Source organism: Candidatus Trichorickettsia mobilis (assembly GCF_034366785.1).
GTDB lineage: Bacteria > Pseudomonadota > Alphaproteobacteria > Rickettsiales > Rickettsiaceae > Trichorickettsia > Trichorickettsia mobilis_A.
Genome location: NZ_CP112935.1, coordinates 35,960 through 52,641 on the forward strand (window position 1 = coordinate 35,960; position 16,682 = coordinate 52,641).

General features: G+C 30.9%; 18 protein-coding genes and 2 pseudogenes. 16 read left to right on the forward strand and 4 right to left on the reverse strand.

All coding sequences use genetic code 11. From position 1 onward, the window contains the following. The first annotated feature begins 236 nt into the window (after positions 1 to 236). Together Trichorick_RS07380 and Trichorick_RS07385 are read left to right on the forward strand one after the other, a co-directional pair. A complete protein-coding gene (locus Trichorick_RS07380; protein ID WP_323739030.1) occupies positions 237 to 515 on the forward strand; it encodes an HU family DNA-binding protein in 279 nt (92 codons plus the stop codon). Positions 516 to 611: 96 nt separating this feature from the next. Then, positions 612 to 1,499, forward strand: coding sequence for an Rpn family recombination-promoting nuclease/putative transposase (locus tag Trichorick_RS07385; protein ID WP_323739031.1), 888 nt, complete (start codon positions 612 to 614; stop codon positions 1,497 to 1,499). A 1-nt stretch (position 1,500) separates the two neighbouring features. On the opposite strand, the gene Trichorick_RS07390 is transcribed toward Trichorick_RS07385, so the two are convergent. Then, on the reverse strand, positions 1,501 to 1,764 hold the full coding sequence (locus Trichorick_RS07390) for a hypothetical protein (protein WP_323739032.1): 264 nt from the start codon (positions 1,762 to 1,764) through the stop codon (positions 1,501 to 1,503). Between the two features lie 130 nt (positions 1,765 to 1,894). After that, positions 1,895 to 2,542: a dTMP kinase gene (gene tmk / locus Trichorick_RS07395; RefSeq protein WP_323739073.1), complete on the reverse strand. Its 648-nt coding sequence runs from the start codon at positions 2,540 to 2,542 to the stop codon at positions 1,895 to 1,897. 277 nt (positions 2,543 to 2,819) lie between these two features. Here tmk and Trichorick_RS07400 point away from each other — a divergent pair. The 4 genes and pseudogenes from Trichorick_RS07400 to Trichorick_RS07415 all read left to right on the forward strand — a co-directional run. Continuing rightward, positions 2,820 to 3,110 (forward strand): annotated as a pseudogene (locus Trichorick_RS07400) (IS982 family transposase); the annotation flags it as partial. A 427-nt stretch (positions 3,111 to 3,537) separates the two neighbouring features. Beyond that, positions 3,538 to 4,101 (forward strand): annotated as a pseudogene (locus tag Trichorick_RS07405) (IS982 family transposase); the annotation flags it as partial. Positions 4,102 to 4,496: 395 nt separating this feature from the next. Further along, on the forward strand, positions 4,497 to 4,838 hold the full coding sequence (locus tag Trichorick_RS07410; protein WP_323739035.1) for a type II toxin-antitoxin system RelE/ParE family toxin: 342 nt from the start codon (positions 4,497 to 4,499) through the stop codon (positions 4,836 to 4,838). After that, positions 4,825 to 5,130: an addiction module antidote protein gene (locus Trichorick_RS07415; protein ID WP_323739036.1), complete on the forward strand. Its 306-nt coding sequence runs from the start codon at positions 4,825 to 4,827 to the stop codon at positions 5,128 to 5,130. The genes Trichorick_RS07410 and Trichorick_RS07415 overlap by 14 nt, the downstream gene beginning before the upstream one ends. A gap of 113 nt (positions 5,131 to 5,243) precedes the next feature. On the opposite strand, the gene Trichorick_RS07420 is transcribed toward Trichorick_RS07415, so the two are convergent. Further along, entirely contained in the window at positions 5,244 to 5,648 is a 405-nt protein-coding gene (locus Trichorick_RS07420; protein WP_323739037.1) for a hypothetical protein, read from the reverse strand. A gap of 142 nt (positions 5,649 to 5,790) precedes the next feature. Between Trichorick_RS07420 and Trichorick_RS07425 the strand changes: the two genes are divergently transcribed. Continuing rightward, positions 5,791 to 7,440 carry a hypothetical protein gene (locus Trichorick_RS07425; RefSeq protein ID WP_323739038.1) on the forward strand — a complete coding sequence of 550 codons (1,650 nt, stop codon included), beginning with the start codon at positions 5,791 to 5,793 and terminating at the stop codon, positions 7,438 to 7,440. Positions 7,441 to 7,460: 20 nt separating this feature from the next. Here Trichorick_RS07425 and Trichorick_RS07430 read toward each other — a convergent pair whose 3' ends face one another. Next, positions 7,461 to 7,787 (reverse strand): recombinase family protein, encoded by a 327-nt coding sequence (locus Trichorick_RS07430; protein ID WP_323739039.1) that lies wholly within the window; start codon positions 7,785 to 7,787, stop codon positions 7,461 to 7,463. On the opposite strand from Trichorick_RS07430, the gene Trichorick_RS07435 reads away from it, so the two are divergent. The 9 genes from Trichorick_RS07435 (at position 7,770) to Trichorick_RS07475 (ending at position 16,681) form a co-directional block, all read left to right on the forward strand. Continuing rightward, positions 7,770 to 7,910: a hypothetical protein gene (locus tag Trichorick_RS07435; RefSeq protein ID WP_323739040.1), complete on the forward strand. Its 141-nt coding sequence runs from the start codon at positions 7,770 to 7,772 to the stop codon at positions 7,908 to 7,910. The two genes, Trichorick_RS07430 and Trichorick_RS07435, sit on opposite strands and share 18 nt — an antisense overlap. 212 nt (positions 7,911 to 8,122) lie before the next feature. Beyond that, positions 8,123 to 8,689 carry a recombinase family protein gene (locus Trichorick_RS07440; RefSeq protein ID WP_323739041.1) on the forward strand — a complete coding sequence of 189 codons (567 nt, stop codon included), beginning with the start codon at positions 8,123 to 8,125 and terminating at the stop codon, positions 8,687 to 8,689. Positions 8,690 to 8,714: 25 nt separating this feature from the next. Then, positions 8,715 to 9,386 (forward strand): DNA-3-methyladenine glycosylase I, encoded by a 672-nt coding sequence (locus Trichorick_RS07445; protein ID WP_323739042.1) that lies wholly within the window; start codon positions 8,715 to 8,717, stop codon positions 9,384 to 9,386. Between the two features lie 339 nt (positions 9,387 to 9,725). Next, positions 9,726 to 10,262: a hypothetical protein gene (locus Trichorick_RS07450; RefSeq protein WP_323739043.1), complete on the forward strand. Its 537-nt coding sequence runs from the start codon at positions 9,726 to 9,728 to the stop codon at positions 10,260 to 10,262. Then, entirely contained in the window at positions 10,263 to 11,732 is a 1,470-nt protein-coding gene (locus Trichorick_RS07455; RefSeq protein WP_323739044.1) for a hypothetical protein, read from the forward strand. A gap of 548 nt (positions 11,733 to 12,280) precedes the next feature. After that, positions 12,281 to 12,922, forward strand: coding sequence for an AAA family ATPase (locus Trichorick_RS07460; protein WP_323739045.1), 642 nt, complete (start codon positions 12,281 to 12,283; stop codon positions 12,920 to 12,922). After that, entirely contained in the window at positions 12,919 to 13,164 is a 246-nt protein-coding gene (locus Trichorick_RS07465) for a hypothetical protein (protein WP_323739046.1), read from the forward strand. Before Trichorick_RS07460 ends, Trichorick_RS07465 begins: the two co-directional genes overlap by 4 nt. A 209-nt stretch (positions 13,165 to 13,373) precedes the next feature. Then, positions 13,374 to 13,895, forward strand: a complete 522-nt coding sequence (locus tag Trichorick_RS07470; protein WP_323739047.1) for a hypothetical protein — start codon at positions 13,374 to 13,376, stop codon at positions 13,893 to 13,895. A gap of 191 nt (positions 13,896 to 14,086) precedes the next feature. Next, on the forward strand, positions 14,087 to 16,681 hold the full coding sequence (locus tag Trichorick_RS07475) for a hypothetical protein (RefSeq protein ID WP_323739048.1): 2,595 nt from the start codon (positions 14,087 to 14,089) through the stop codon (positions 16,679 to 16,681). The last annotated feature ends 1 nt before the right edge of the window (position 16,682 follow it).

Here is a 16,682-nt window from a genome sequence, read left to right on the forward strand (position 1 = left end):
TTTCATTTCCTGAGTTGCATGCGGAGCAAGATAAGATATGTCAAGGCCGTAGAGCGAAGCGTGCCTTTACTTATCTTATCTGCGTAGTAGTACTTCTTTTTACTTTTTAATTACTTTTTCTCGGTAGATTTATCTAAAAACCCTTTGTATACTAGCCTTGATGGCTTTTTATTGATAATTAATCGGTTATGTGGTAATTATCCCTTATGATAAATTAACAAACCTATGAGGAATAAATGAATAAAGGAGAACTGGTAACCCATATAGCAGAGCTACATAAATGCACTAAAATTGAAGCTGAGAAAGTAATTGATATGTTTACTAGCTCGGTAATTGATGCAATCGGCAAAGGTAATGAAATATCATTAATAGGCTTTGGTCAATTTACTACCGGTAAGGTGGCTGCAAGAATGGGTCTCAATCCTAAAACTAAAGAACCTCTGGAAATACCTGCTTATAATCAAGTAAAATTTAAAGTCGGGCAAAAGCTTAAAGATGCTTGTAACCCCAAGTAATTAAAATGTATTTAAGACTTAATTTTTGAGTTTCCGAAGATTTTATGTTATACTGACGTTCGATAATTAACCAAAGTATTTAACGATCGCATTATTATGGCTATTACAAAATTTCTTGATCCTAAAAATGATGTTGCCTTTCGCCGTATATTCGGCAGCGAGAAAAATCAAGATATTCTTATTCATTTTATTAATGACGTACTGGAACTTAAAGACGGTGACAAGATAAAAGAGATAACGTTTTTACCTACTATTACCGTGCCTGAAATTGCCGCTAAAAAACAAAGCGTGATAGATGTTTTATGTAAAGATGAAAATGGAGTGCAACTCATTATAGAGATGCAGGTATCTCCACAAGAAGGTTTTGAAAAAAGAGCGCAGTATTATGCGGCTAAAGCTTACTCTCGTCAGTTGAATAAAGGTAAAGAAGAAGGAGCCAGATATATTGATCTAAAGGCAGTAATCTTTATTGCTATTAGTGATAATATTATATTTAAAGACAAAATATTCTATAAATCTGATCATATTATTCTTGATAAAGAATCTTACGCCCATGATTTAAAAGATTTTTCTTTTACTTTTATTGAACTACCTAAGTTTAAGATTACTAATATCGACTTACTTACCAATATTATTGAAAAATGGTGTTATTTCTTTAAACATGCAGGTGAGACTAGTGAAGCAGATTTACGCAAGCTAATAGGTTCTGATAACATTATAGAGCGAGCTTACGAAGAATTAAATCGGTTTAACTGGACGGAAGAAGAATTACTTACTTACGAACAAGAGACTAAACGTGTTATGGATAATAAAGCTGCCGAGGAATATATGTTAAAACAAGCAAAATCCGAAGGTAAGGCTGAAGGTGAAGCTAAAAAAGCTATAGAAATCGCTAAAAACCTCTTATCACAAAACATAGATATTAACACTATATCTATAGCTACAGGTTTGCCTGTTAAAAAAATCAACGAGCTTAAATCCTAAATTATCTAGGAACTTTTATACTACCGCTAGCAATAGCACCGGCAGTATTTTCTAATATCTTCATATATTGATAAAATCCGTCATGAGAATCACAATATTTATTGAGTTCTTCTTTATTGACGGAATCGATAATGGTTTTAACTCGCGGCATTTCATCTAACAGAGAAATCATTACCGATATTTCATTACCGCCGCTGGATATAATATCTTTTACTTTTTGATCGATAAAAGAAATTAAATTTATTTGTTCAGGCTGAAGCGACATATTAAATGCTAATAAATTTCGAACTGAATTTCATGTTAACTTATTTAACAAAATTTGCCTAGTTTAAAATGTTCGGTTAATTTTTTTAATTCACTACTTTATCCGTACTTTTTAACTGCGTTAATAACTATTAGCATAGATGTAAGCGCTCTAATATTTTATTATGCACTTCTTGCATAGTTAGATCATTTGCATCAATCCTAACTATACGATGTAAAAATTGTCTGGCTATAGTTTGAAATCCTTGATAAACTTGTTGATGAAACTCTGGGTTCTTTTCCTCAAATTTGTTATTGTCATTGCGACTTAAGGCTCTAGACAAGGCCTTTGCAGGCTTTACATCGATAAAGTAAGTGATATCTGGTAGCAGATTAAACATTAGCTCTTGATGTAGCAGGTATATTTTATTTACGCTTATTTCCGGGTAAATACCTTGGTAGCAGGCAGTAGAATCAACAAACCTGTCACAAATAACCCAATAATTATCTTGTAACTTTGGCAAAATCAGCTTTTGTATATGCTCGTGCCTTGCCGCCATCACCAGCATTAATTCAGACATCGGTAATAACTCCTTATTAACGACAATGTCTCTGATGGCTTCGGCACTATCTACTCCACCAATTTCTCTGGTTAGTATTGCTTTGATATTTTTAGATTGAAGATAATCGTACAGCATTTTACATTGGGTCGATTTGCCGCAACCTTCTAGTCCTTCAAAAGTAATAAATTTAGCTTTGTTAGCATCATATAACTTGTTATCAGTTGTCTGTTTATTTATGTTTCCCGTTATCACCGTTATCACCTCGTAATTATTGGGTTTAATTGCATCATCGCCTCGGCAACCAAAGAAAGTCCGCCTTCGGCTTTCTTTCTGAGTCGCACCTAAGCGAAGCAATCTTAAAATGTCAATGGTTTAAGCGTAAGCGCCCGTTGATATTTTAAGATTTGCGGAGCTATTACTTAACCCCAGTTGCCAATTAATTGGAGGAGTAGAGAGTAGACTTTAAAGGGGACATAGGTTATTTTGTGTGTATCAACTTAACATAAAATAACCTATGAAAAAAGATTTTACTAAATTATATTGTTTTGTCGATGATTTTATCAAAAACTTTGAACAAAATATAGCTGCAATTAATAGTAGCAAATCTAAACCAGGAATCATTAATTATCTAACCACAAGTGAGGTCTTGACTATCTTGATAGGCTTTTATCAATCCTCATTTGACTGTTTTAAGAATTATTATAAACAAATGATTTTGGTAAATCATAATAGAGATTTTAAGCTAGTTACTTACGAACATTTTACCAAATTAATAGGTAAATGTTTGCCATTTTTAACAATGTTACGCAGTGTGCAAGTTTTAGGTGGTGATATTAAATAATTGTAATGGGCAAATTGATCTGATTTAATGATTTTGCAACGAAAAAGCAGGATCAATATGCCCATAGAAGATTTTATCATAATGACATACATATTTGTAGATAAATATTTTAAAGAAATAAGTCAAAATTTAATTCTCAGAACTAGAGGAGAGAAGCCGGCATTATTAGATATACGCAGTGTGCAAGTTTTTGTCATTGCGAGGAGCGCATCGCGCTTTGAGGCAATCCAGAAAGCATCAACTATTAATAAAAGCCCTACGGGCTACTGGATTGCTTCGCTCTCTTCGTTCGCTTAGCTCATGACGTAGTGCTACCATAACAAACTCCTTAAAGCAATGATAAAAACTTGCACACTTGGTAATGTTACTGCATAGTATATTTGATAAATGCACGGGGATTTCTTTTGTTGATTCTACAAGTATAGCGGTTTGTAAGAATTATCGGATTTATTCTCATAAAGTTTTCAAAGGGCTTGCGCAGCGGAGCAAAACTACCAAAGGCTGGTTTTACGGACTTAAGTTGCACTTAATTATCAATCCTGAAGGTGGTTTGGTTAAAGCATCTTTCAGCAGCGGTAACAAAGATGATAGAGCACATTTTAAAATGATGATTGCTGATATTCATGGCAAAGTTTTCGGTGATCGTGGTTATATCTCGAAAGAATTATTTGATGATTTATGGGATAAAGGGATTCATCTTGTAACTAGAATTAAGAAGAAGATGAAAAACATATTGATGCCAATAACGGATAAATTAATGTTACTCAAAAGAACTCTAATCGAAACTGTTATTGGCAGGATAAAACTTCTTGATAAACTGGAGCATTCAAGACATAGATCGCCTACAAATGCGTTTAGTCATATGGTAGCATGTCTAATCAACTACCAGTTACTAGAACAAAAGCCTTCTATCACATCTTTACTACAGTTAGACGAATTAGCCATGCACAATTAATTGGCAACTGGGGTTACTTAAATTAGATAACGATCGAGTCATTGACGAATCAAATGAATTTTTGTCTAAAATTTCTGAATTCCACTTTGAGAAATGACAACAAGCAGTAATATTTCTTCGGTAATAAGGTTCGTTATATTTTGATTTTCTTCTTAGTTATAAAGTGCGTGCTATGCTAAATGAAGCAGCAGCGTAAATGCCCTTAAATCACCTTAAAGCCGAAATAGATGAATTTAAAAAGCAAAACCCAGATTTCATAAGTCAATAATTAATCTAAGTATTTTTCTTGGTTAGTGGATATCTTATTTTGAATATAACTAAAACAATTAATCAAAGTAGTTGCATGGCTGTCGTTTATATACGATAATAAATTATGTAATGTAAGCTATAGAAAGATGCAAAAAATAAAAGAAGTAAAATTTTTTGTTAGTAATAATCAAAAAAATCATATTGCCAGCTGGCTAAACAAACTTGATGTTAAAACAAGGTCTAGAATAAACCTTAGATTGGTTAGGTTAGAGTACGGTGCATATGGTGATTATAAAAGTTTAGGTGACAAACTTTTTGAACTAAGATTCTTTTTTGCAAATGGGTATAGAGTGTATTTCACTGAGCACGGTAATAAGGTCATCATTCTTTTGTGCGCAGGAAATAAGGATAGCCAAAACAAAGATATAGTATTAGCAAGAAATTTATTGGAAGAATTTAAAAGTGGAGTACAAAATGCAAAATCTTGATAATTATTTAAGAGATCAATTCCAAGATGATGAAAACGTAAAAGAATATATAAATGCGGCGTTAGAGCAATATTTTGAAGACCATAACAAAGAATTATTTTTAGCTAGTTTAAAAGAAGTTATAAAGGCTAAAGGTGGTGTTACTGAATTTTCTAAGCATGTTCATATCAACAGGCAGCATATTTATAGAATGCTTTCTGATAAAGGTAATCCAAGTTTTGAGAATATCGGTTCACTTCTTATAGCACTTGGTTTAAAGCTACAGGTTGAAACCACTCATTCAACGCATTAACAGCCTATTTTGAGTATACCTCAAATAGACCGGCAAAATCCAGTCTATTTTAAAACGTTGCATAATCTATAATAGACTGTTATTATAGAACCGTTTATATGTACTAAAAAACTTTACATTATATCGTGACTTAATTCCTCACCTATTAGTAGACAAAAATTAGGATGTATATCGTCATTTACTTTATAAGTAATATCAAAAATACTCCCCTTGTCATCTATTCTTTCTAGAGTCGAGATTAGATCTTCAAAATATTTATATGACGCTTCTGAGCTATCTCCTCCTACTATATCGATAGAAATTTTTGTATGTAGTTGATCTAACTTATAACGACCAAAAAGTTTTTCTACGTCTTCAATTTTAATAGATCGTGCTAATCCAGCTATATGCTGTTCTTTTATCAAAAATTTAAATGCTATATCTCCATTCAAACCGATAGCGTGTATCATTTCATTGTGGTTATCCTGTGTAATAACTACACATTCCCCTTGATTTACATTTATCAATTTTTTTTTCATAATTCTTTATGTATCTTTAATGATCAAAAGTTAAACTAGAGGATTACCTACCATTGAGTCAGTATAATTTAGTTTTTAGAATAAATCAATACGCAATAATTAATATTATGGTATTGTCTAAATATATTTTAGAGAGAAATACATGAAAAATAAATATAAGCAATCACAGGTTGTAGAGAATTCTATAGAAAATAGTAAAGATTTTATAAATAGTTTGCGAATAGATATAGACGAGGCAAGAAAAAATGCGGTAACAATTGAGTATAGAAGAGGTATTGAATCTGCTATTACTAAAGCAATTGAGTCGAAAAAACTATCAAAAGATGAATTAAACAACTTTATTATAACGTGTAATAAGGAAGATGAATTAAAACAATTACTAAATTCTCCACAAAATTTAGAAAAAGATAAAACACAAAAAGATATTTGGGAAATTGAAAGTAAAACATATAATTTAACTGAAAAACTAGAAACGTTAGGGGTATACACTCCTCATAAAGGTTCTTGGAAATTTGGTGAATTAATATCAAAAGGTAGTATAAATTTTGAAGATTATATAAAGAAAAATGATCAGGTATATATACTTGATCACCAAAATAAAACAGATGCTAAAGCTTATTGGGTTGATCAAAGGGAAGTAGGTTTTATAACCCAAGAAGATATTGATAAAAAGATAAAAGTTGGTACTGATAATGTACAACAATGCGTTGTTGTAATGATTAATGGCTATGATCAGGAAGGTAAAAAATTAGCCGCATTAGCCCATGTAGACCGATTTACAAATCCTGAATCACTAAGAACAGTATTGAAATCATTTTCACAGAATAAAGATATGAGTATTTCTTTATATGGAGGTCGTGATCAGAATAATCAAAAAAATATCTCAGACTCTAATATTGACGTAGTTCTAGCGACAATAGAACAACAAGGGTTTAAAGACAAAATAAACAAAAGTTCATGGAAATTACTAGGTAATCCTGGTACGTGCGCTGAAGTAATATTTGATCCTATTAAAAACGATATTATTGAAGGACAATATGCTAATAAAGGGTATCAAACTAAGTCCACAAGGTTAATGAAAAGAAGGTTAAAAGATGAGGTTCAAGGTAACTCTTGGGAAGAAAAAGATAGGAACAATATAGTAAGAAATAGTCAATTAGAGATAATTAATTTAAAAGAATGTGAAAACGCAATAGAATTTAATAAAAACCATTTTAATAGCGCACAAATAAGGGTATGTTTAGATAATTATTGTGGAGAAAAATATGACAAAATACTTGAACAAATTGATAAAGCCGAAGGTGCGGTAGAACGTGAAACAATTTGTTCGCAAGTATTTAAGCCTTTTATGGAAGGAGTATATCACTCTCTACAAAAATTAGATTATCCAGTTGAGATAAAGGATATCTACAATACAAATGTTAGAAATGACCTTATAAAGAATGAGGTGGTACAAAAGAAAATAAATGAAAATATTACGATACTTGAGAAAAAAGAACAAGAAACATCAGTGTTAGAAATTGGTAAATTTATAATTAGTGAACCCAAAAATACTTTAGAAGAACTTGAAGAAAATAAGCCATCTATAACCACCAAGAAATATATAGTACAAGAGCAAAGCGTAATAGATAAATTTTCTAAAATTAATCAAGAAAAAATCAAAGAAGTTAAAAATATGATTAGTAGGAATAAATCTACAAATATGGAGCTTAAACCTGTGAAAAAAGGGAAGGATCCGTTATCTATACTTATAAACAAAGATAAGGAAAATAAGAAAGGGTTCAAGAAATAATTAAGGACATTTTAGGGGAGCTATAACGCAGCAACAGCTAGGTAATAGACAGAACGACTAATTTCTACCATTTCGCAAATTTCAGTAACTGAAAATTCTTCAGATTTTGTTAATGATTTTAATTTTTTTAGTTTATCGGCTGTAAGAGCTTTAGGCCTACCGCCTTTTCTTCCTTTACGATGGGCAGCATCGAGACCTGCTTTAACTCGTTCGGTAATAAGTGCGCGTTCCATCTCAGAAAATGCTGCACACATTGTAAATAGTAACATTCCCATTGGGGTTGTAGTGTCGATCTTACATTGTTTTAAGAAATAGTAAAAAGTTTCTACATGAATGTATCGGCACATGACTATGATGCTTTCTTGTCATTAAAAGAATTATGTAAAGACAATAAACAAAAATTAGATATCCTGACTGAAATAGAAAAAGATTTTGAAGAAGAAATTGATTTAAAACAAAGTTTTCATTAAAACATAGTAATCTTGTCTTAAAATAGTACAGTAATAATATGATCAAGCTAAGATCAAAAAAGGTACTTTTCATTAATCGTTAACATCATTATGAGTACACCCAAAAAATACGTTACTTAATGAACAGAATCACGCAAAATAATTGTTTATTTTAGGTCTAATTATCGTTAATATACAAAATTTATTAATAGCATACCCAAAATATACATTTTATGACTAAAATCGGCTACGCTCGCACATCTACCTGCGAGCAAAATTTGGATTCACAAATTATCGCACTTAAAGCGGAAAATTGTGAAATTATCCGAACCGAACAAAAAAGCGGAAATAATTTAGCGGATCGAAAAGAGCTAAATAATATATTAGATTTTATCCATAAAGATGAATACTTAGTAGTAACACGTATAGATCGTCTTGCACGTTCATTAAAAGATTTACAAATTATAGTTGACCTGCTTAAAGCAAAAGGCGCTCACCTGATTGCCATAGAGCAACCGGTTGATACCTCCACTGCAACAGGTAAAGCATTCTTCGATATGCTCGGGGTATTTGCCGAGTTTGAAACTAACTTGCGCCGTGAACGACAAGCTGACGGTATTGCTGCCGCAAAGAATAAAGGTATTTATAAAGGACGACCACCTGCTATTAGTCAAGATAAGATTAAGCAGCATTTATTAGAAGGTAAGCGCCCTACTCAGATTGCAAAAGATTTAGAAATATCTAGAGGTACAGTTTATAAGATAAAACAACTTATAAGTGCTTCACCTATCTCAAAATGAGACATAACTTCTCCTAGAACAAATAATGAAAAATCCAAAAAAATTAATTCCATCCTTTGTAACATTAGATAAACTTGAATCCACGATTAATGTTCCCAAGAAACGCTGCTGCTGGGTACCTTTAGATAAGCCAGATTATATAGATTATCATGACCATGAATGGGGAGTAGCAGTGCATGATGATAATAAACATTTTGAGATGTTAATTCTTGAAGGAGCTCAAGCTGGCTTAAGTTGGTACACTATACTCAAGCGTCGTGAGGGTTACCGCAAAGTATTTAAACAATTTGATCCCCATAAAGTAGCTCTTATGAACGATGAAGAGCTAGAATCCATACTTACTAATACTGCAATTATCAGAAATAGGCTAAAAGTATTTGCTGCTAGAAAGAATGCACAAGTATTTCTGACTATTCAAAAAGAATTCGGCTGTTTTAACGATTATATATGGCAATTTGTTGACGGTAAACCTAAGTGTAATTTTCCCAAAACAATACAAGATTTACCTTCCCGTACATTAGAGTCCGATTTATTATCTAAAGACCTAAAAAAACATGGCATGAGTTTTGTCGGTTCGACAATTATTTATGCTCATATGCAAGCTACCGGCTTGGTAAATGATCACATGGAAGATTGTTTTGTTCACAAACAAATGTCTGATAGTTTGCCTAATTTTGATAAATTATTTAATAACTGACTAGGAAATAATGTAAATAAATTTATAAAAACATGCTTCAAAAGCATAAATGCTTTGGTTTTTTCTATAAAGTCTATTGGCAGTAGTTTTGAGATAGTTTTTTAGGATAAAATACTTGGGAAATGCAATTTTGTTTTGGAATATCAAAATCCTGTGTTTTTGAGAAAAATTTTTATCCAATTACCTTAAGCGTAAATTGTTACTGTATACTTAATTTTTTATTCTTTGTAAATTTTATTAACAAATAAAAATTAGCAGATTGATTTTATTGCATTTAACTTTTATAATAAAAGGGATAAAATTTTATAAGCCACATCAGTAAAACAAAGGAGAATGAATATGAAAACCAAACATTTATATACTGTGTCTAATAAAGAAATTTATGACAAATTCAAAAACAGTAATCCCGTTGATTTTGAAAAATATATAAACTTATTTATTGAAGCAGAAAAAGAAAACGATGAAAATCTTTCAAAAAATGATGTATTTACTCTTTTATTATCAGAGTGTGTAAAGCAACGTGATGTAGATACAGTAAAATATATACTTGAAAATCATTATCATGACGGTTTATTGACCGATATTGATGTGTTTAATAGAAGTCCTATTTCGTTTTTATTTATGAAAAAAGATGCTGAAATAGAATCAACAGTAAAACAATTTATTAAAACTCATTCTATACCAAAAACTACACTTACAGGGGAATATTTTAAAGATATGCACTACCTATTAGGTTATAAAGGAGAACATTATGAAGGATATATACAAGATTTTCTAAAACCACTCTTCTTAGAGGAACATGTAGAAGTTCTAGGTAAAACAATGTTTGATACATCTGGTTTGGATAATGGTATAGTTCCTATGGAGAATCTATAAATGAAGCAAAAATTATCAGATATAAAAAATAAAAGCATTAATTTACTTCAAGATAATAGAAAACTCCAACTAGATAAAGAGCTATTTGCGGTACAAAATTATGAATTAATTTCTGAGCTAAAAGAAACAAGACCTGGAGCAATATTATATCAGCTTGGTAATAATATAAAAAAACAAGATTTTAAATTTACCACCTTGAAATCTCATAATAACACAGTTTTATTAGATTCTTTTGCTAAATTATTTACTTCTTCACACCCATACAACGCTGTTGCATTAGTGCAAGATAAATTCTATGTTTCATTATCTCAAGGAGTGCAAATAGATGTTGTATCAATAAACCAAACCGCATATGAACTGATTAATAAATTTGATAAGCCTAATATAAAAAAGCTACTTTCTATTCTTATTGACAATGATAATTATTTTGTCAGTTTCATTTGTCGTGATTACAAGAGTGAGTTATTTTATGCTAATAAAAACCTAGTACATATACCCAAATATGGCAGCAATATAAAACATGCACAGCAGAAAACATGGGAGTTATTTATTGATTCTTTATCTGACCAAGATAAGTATAAAATATTAGAAGATATTTACCATTATGATAAAAAAGGAACAACACAGATACTAACAAATAATCAATATTATGATTTTGAATACTCTCCTAAAGGTACTATACCTATTTCAATTCAAAATAATATTTATGCTATAATAATAAAGGTATTTGATAATAATATAAATTCTATTTTACATAAATACTATGATACTTATTGCAATAAAGTATTATTAGGTTACTTAATAGATAAAGATACTATTTCAATATTTGATATTATTACCAAACAAGATCTAGATAATATTAAGCAATTACAAATTGAACACAAGCTTGTAGAGCAAGTAAAACCTGATGATTTATATAGAAATGCTCATGTTGAATTAAACTTACTCTCTAAAATATCCAAAGATGGTTTGTTCTTATACGACATTTTTATAGGTCTATCAAGCAGCGATATCTATGACAAAGACTCTGGTTGCTGTGGTTACTGTGTGGCTACTTTAGACAGCGTAGCAATAACTAGCAACATTAGAATATATAGAAGTAAAGACTTTTCTCAAAATATACCTTTTAAGGACTGGCACTTTCCTCATAAATTACTCAATAGTGATAACAAGGTTATATTATTCTTAAAGAATATACTTACTCAATATAAATCAATCATACAAAAAAACCTTGGTGATGAACATTCTTATAATGGTTTAGATCACTATGTACAGGTATTAGATGAAAATTCTAAAAAAGTTGACTCCATTATGCAATTAATAGAAAAAAATAATTCTTTAATTGAGTCTTCGTACTTAGATATATTAAATATCCCTGAAATAAAAAATGAAGAGATGGTAGTTAATGTAATAGGTAGCAACGAAAACGTCCACTTCGAGCATGTTTACGGTGGTGGTTGTTATATATGAGTATACGATACCAAGTTCTATAATTTCGATTATGACAACCATCAACATGTTGAAATAGCCGGAGACACTACTTTTTTTCATTAATACATACTCAGCTGTACGTAAAATCTCTAAATTTTTCGTACAGCTCAGCTCGTCAAAGCGACATATTTTCCGTATATGTTTATAGCTCTTTTTTTGCCTTTTTTTCTCCATTTACCCCACCCTATTGGAAAGCTCTGGTTTTTCGCATATTTAATTTTTACTTTATAATAAAATTCATACTTCGTACTACATAAGTATTTTTAAATAAATATTATTTCATAAGTATGCTTTAAATAAAATTTAGTACGGCCAAACCACTGTAAAACAGTTGTGTTGTTCATACGCTAATATGTTGATAGTCTCTGTAGTTTAAACAAACTAAAGATGTAAAGATAAAATTAAAGTAACTTATAGGTTTAGCTATACTAGATAAAATAATTTACATAAATCATACTTCATAAATCTTATTGCATAAATAAGATTTATGAAGTATGATTTACTATCAGTAAATTATATGTAGAGTTATGATAATAACGGTCGGCAGTAATAAAGGCGGGACAGGCAAGACTACAACCGCTACTAATATAGCTGTAGCTCTAGCCTCAAAAGAAAAGGATGTTTGCTTAATTGACGCAGATTTTCAACGATCTTCTTCTAAATGGTATCAAGATCGACAAGAATCTCAAATTTTTCCGACTATCACATTGGTAGAAAAGTATGACAATATTTCTAACACTATTGAGGAATTAAATAAAAAATTTGATTACATAATAGTAGATGTCGCTGGAAGAAATAGTAGAGAAATGATTACTGGTATTAGCGTATCAGACATTTTATTAGCCCCTCATCAAGCAAGCCAATTAGACCTCGATACAATACAGGAATTACATGAACAAATAACAAGAGTGAAAGACTTAAATCCCAACCTTGTTTCCTATATATTACATACTATAGCTAGCACTAATCCGACTGTAAAAACAAATGAAAGAAAAGAATTTGAAGATTATTTACATGATTTTCCTTCTCTTATTTTACTTGACACTTGTTTGTATTATAGAAAAATTTATAGAGATGTAATGCCCTGTGGTAAATCGGTAATAGAGTCAAATAACATACTAGCAAAAAATGAAATTCTCGAATTAATTGATGAAGTACTTAAAAAATGACAATAAAAAAACGTATACCTACTGTTATAGATAAGAAAGCTATAGAAAATTTAGCCAATGAATTAGCTGATAAGCCTTATGGTCAAACTTACGATACATTGGCTCGAACCACAATTACTTTACCTGCATCCGTATTACTCAAACTAGAAGACATAGCAAGAGATAATAAAAGAAGAAAGAATAGCTTAAAGTCTGTTAGTGCAATAGTAAGGGATTGTATAGAAAAGTGTCTACATATATAATACTACTTCATATTTCATACTTATGTAATATGAAGTAGTATTACTTAACTATGTTTTCATACTTAAAAATATATCCACCTTAGCTATTTTAAAAATAAAACTTAATATCCATTATATCGGCTAACTACATGATTACATAATATAATGCCTTATATAGAATCTTACTTAAATAAAAAACTTTGATATTAATTTATAGTACAAAAAATTTAATGACAAAATATATAACATACATACAATTACGAGCAGCAAGACACGTCCTAAATCTTGGTGTCAGAGACATTGCAAAAATATTAAAAGTAAGTAAAGCTACTATAAGCAAAACAGAGCTTGGTAAAACGCGTGATTTTTTATACAAACACAGTGCAGCACTCTTAGAATTTTTTGAACATCACAATATTTTTTTTCCTAACGAATACGTCATACGTTATCATATTAACCCAGAAATAATAGATAAAATCCAAAAATACAATGTTGGACTTACTAGATTTCAGTTAAGAGCCGCAAGATATATATTAAATATTAATCAAACTGAGCTAGCTAATATTATTAATGTTGATAAAGGAATAATAACCAGAGCAGAGCAGTTACAAAATACAGATTTTATAAATCCACAAGATCATTCAATTGTTTTAAAGCTTATAAATATATTTCATGAACGTAATATTGAATTTCCCGACCAACTGTCTGTATTCTATAAAAAATATATAGACAATACATCGGATAAAAGGTAATATTCAAAAATTAATTAAAATAATAAAAAAAGGCGCTAAGAACACGAAGAACTTAACACCCTTAAAAATTTTAGTTTTTTTTATATTATAAGATGTATCTTGGCGGATTTCACTTATACCTGTAGTATAAACTATTCTATCTAAAAAGTCAAGTATTCTTTGGTTTTTTAGCTCCATTCATGGAGTAAAAAATGCAAAATTTATCACTGTTTGAGAGTAATTCTCAACCGTTTACCGTAGATAGTCGCTTATCTTTCAACTTTAACGCTCATACTAATTCTAACCACACTACATTTTCATCTCTTACAGAGACCAAATCCTATACTCCAATCACCGGCTGCGTATTTGAACACATCCTTACAACTACTAACCTTACCAATCATGAAAAACTCTATTACTTACTAGCCGACAGTCTGTCTCTTATCAGTAAAAATAAAGGAGAATCTAGATATTGCGCCCTACCGAGCGAGGACTGGGCTGAGCGTCTTGGATGTTCTAGGTCTTTAGTTTTTACAATGCAGCGAAGCTTAGTAAAGAAAGGTTATTTTATTATCAGCAAAGACACAGATGAGATAGGTCGCAATAAACGCAACCTAATTATTCCCACTCTTCCTAATTCAGTATTTAATCATTTAAATGAAAAGTTTCCGGATAGAGTGGGGGATCATCCTATTTATAATCCTTTAACTGAGTGCAAAAGAGCTTATTTAGATAGAACCAAGCTATTTATTAAACTTAATTATGACCTCCTTAAGATCATTAGTTCTAATGAATATACAAATTCTAGGCAAAAAATTATGTGGCTGGGTTTTTATACTAGATGTTATAAAAACTATATGCTTTTGGCAAAAGAAGATTTTAATGTAGGTAAATATAGTTACAACGATGATTCTAGTTTTTCTTTTATCACTTCTTACAAAGAGCTCGCAGATCTATATTCTTGTAATATCAAGAATATATCTAAATCTATTAGAGCTTTAGAAAAGCTCGGTTTTATTAAAACACAAAATATTTACATTAGAAAAAAGTATGGTGATAATGATGATTGTATGGTGCAAGAAAGGCAAGATCAGTCTTTATGGAAGATAACTCTATCACTACCTGATGAATGTATTTCAGAGTTAGAAAAAGTCAAAAATCGCTCTAACTTAAAACCAAAAAACACAAAAGATGAGTTAGTCGCAATTGAAAATAACGTTGATCATAAAATAATTGAAGATTGTTTAATACTAGGGGGTATTAAACTTAATTTAAATCTAGAGCAATCTGACGTTTTAAAATCGATAATTGTCGATAGTAATAATAATGACTGTAGTGATGTTGTTAATTGTAACGGTAATATAAATGCTATTACGTCACTGCCGCACGTTCCCTGCGATGAATCATATATTGATTCTGTAATGACAGAATTAGATGTAGAAGCGGTTGGAAAGGTAGACGATAACACGAAAGAATCTTCTGAGTTAGAAGATGTTAACTTTTTAGCTGCTGAGTCTAAAACTTTGCTTACTGCCTCTTATATCAAAGTCTTAGATGATAAAGAGGAAAAAAATGATGGAATCAAATCTGACCCTCATGTCGCCAAATCCGGACTACTATTAAATAAAGACCTTATATCAAAAATTAAAGATATTAAAAGTAACTTAGGAGCTACGCCCAAAGTTCTTTTTAATAATTTTTTAAAGAGATTTACTAAGGATGAGTCTGATGGAAATGTTAGTAACAACAAAGAATGTACTGCTAAGGACAGAGAATTTAATATCCACTCGGAGCTGATTCGAGAAAAACTTAAATTACTACCGAAAGATAAAGCCGATAAAGCTAGAAAGTTTGCTTATTCCATTGTTTCTAAAGGATTAGCTAACGGATATGCGGCAAGTCTTAGTAAACATGAGCTAGCTAAACAGATAATTCACCATGCTGCAACTTGGAAGCCTACCAAGCTTGGCTACGTCTCTAGGGAAAAAGAGATAGATGCTGCTTTATCGGTGGCTTGGAAGAAAATAGTAGGGGGAACGTGGCAAGTTCCTCTAGAACTAGCTAAAGCCGAAGTCTTGCAGTACGAGTTTAATGCTTACAGACGGAAATATCAAGAATCCGGAGTGTTGTCTCACGAGGCTAAGGCATTGGAATCCGATGTTAATAATTTATTGGGCGGCCGGTGTGATTTAATAGGTAAAATTACCGATGGAGTTAATATACCTGCTACGTTAGAAGAAAATACGTCTAGTATTAGTGGTATCGATGTTTATTCATCTACTAACGTACCGTTAGAATTAGGATTAGAGGAGAGAGAGTATCGACAAAGTACTTATCTATCTAAGGGTCTAGCATTAGATGACTCTTTTTCCTTTAATCTTGTTAACGATAAGGAGAGTCACCTGCTTGATTATGATTATCCAGAAATTGAGGAACATAGTAATTGCATTAACACTAATTTGTCGCATATTCCCGAGCAACAAAAATATCTGAAAGTAATACCTAGCGATAATGACGATTCTATCAAATTAGAAACTATCACTGGGAAAAAATATTTTGTAAAGTTAAAGGAACTTGAGATTAATAAGGATGGAGAGTTTGTTATGACTTTGAAGACCGATAAAGGTAGTGCTTTTCAAAGTCAAATTGCTGCTTCAAGTTACGGTAATTTATTACTATCATCAAGTAAGCATCTTGTTTACGATGATAAAAATAATCAACAAACACAACAATCTACAAGAGAGTTTGTTAAAATAGATACGGCTTTATCTAGTATTTTTAAAAATTTACAACATAAGGTTGAATAGC

Excerpts from the sequence above, each read along its gene's own strand:
- Trichorick_RS07430 (WP_323739039.1), bottom strand. The coding sequence starts at position 7,787 with ATGTGCCGATACATTCATGTAGAAACTTTTTACTATTTCTTAAAACAA.
- Trichorick_RS07385 (WP_323739031.1), top strand. The coding sequence starts at position 612 with ATGGCTATTACAAAATTTCTTGATCCTAAAAATGATGTTGCCTTTCGC.
- Trichorick_RS07440 (WP_323739041.1), top strand. The coding sequence starts at position 8,123 with ATGACTAAAATCGGCTACGCTCGCACATCTACCTGCGAGCAAAATTTG.
- Trichorick_RS07425 (WP_323739038.1), top strand. The coding sequence starts at position 5,791 with ATGAAAAATAAATATAAGCAATCACAGGTTGTAGAGAATTCTATAGAA.
- Trichorick_RS07415 (WP_323739036.1), top strand. The coding sequence starts at position 4,825 with ATGCAAAATCTTGATAATTATTTAAGAGATCAATTCCAAGATGATGAA.
- Trichorick_RS07420 (WP_323739037.1), bottom strand. The coding sequence starts at position 5,648 with ATGAAAAAAAAATTGATAAATGTAAATCAAGGGGAATGTGTAGTTATT.
- Trichorick_RS07460 (WP_323739045.1), top strand. The coding sequence starts at position 12,281 with ATGATAATAACGGTCGGCAGTAATAAAGGCGGGACAGGCAAGACTACA.
- Trichorick_RS07470 (WP_323739047.1), top strand. The coding sequence starts at position 13,374 with ATGACAAAATATATAACATACATACAATTACGAGCAGCAAGACACGTC.
- Trichorick_RS07435 (WP_323739040.1), top strand. The coding sequence starts at position 7,770 with ATGAATGTATCGGCACATGACTATGATGCTTTCTTGTCATTAAAAGAA.
- Trichorick_RS07465 (WP_323739046.1), top strand. The coding sequence starts at position 12,919 with ATGACAATAAAAAAACGTATACCTACTGTTATAGATAAGAAAGCTATA.
- Trichorick_RS07475 (WP_323739048.1), top strand. The coding sequence starts at position 14,087 with ATGCAAAATTTATCACTGTTTGAGAGTAATTCTCAACCGTTTACCGTA.
- Trichorick_RS07390 (WP_323739032.1), bottom strand. The coding sequence starts at position 1,764 with ATGTCGCTTCAGCCTGAACAAATAAATTTAATTTCTTTTATCGATCAA.
- Trichorick_RS07410 (WP_323739035.1), top strand. The coding sequence starts at position 4,497 with ATGCAAAAAATAAAAGAAGTAAAATTTTTTGTTAGTAATAATCAAAAA.
- Trichorick_RS07445 (WP_323739042.1), top strand. The coding sequence starts at position 8,715 with ATGAAAAATCCAAAAAAATTAATTCCATCCTTTGTAACATTAGATAAA.
- Trichorick_RS07450 (WP_323739043.1), top strand. The coding sequence starts at position 9,726 with ATGAAAACCAAACATTTATATACTGTGTCTAATAAAGAAATTTATGAC.
- Trichorick_RS07380 (WP_323739030.1), top strand. The coding sequence starts at position 237 with ATGAATAAAGGAGAACTGGTAACCCATATAGCAGAGCTACATAAATGC.
- Trichorick_RS07455 (WP_323739044.1), top strand. The coding sequence starts at position 10,263 with ATGAAGCAAAAATTATCAGATATAAAAAATAAAAGCATTAATTTACTT.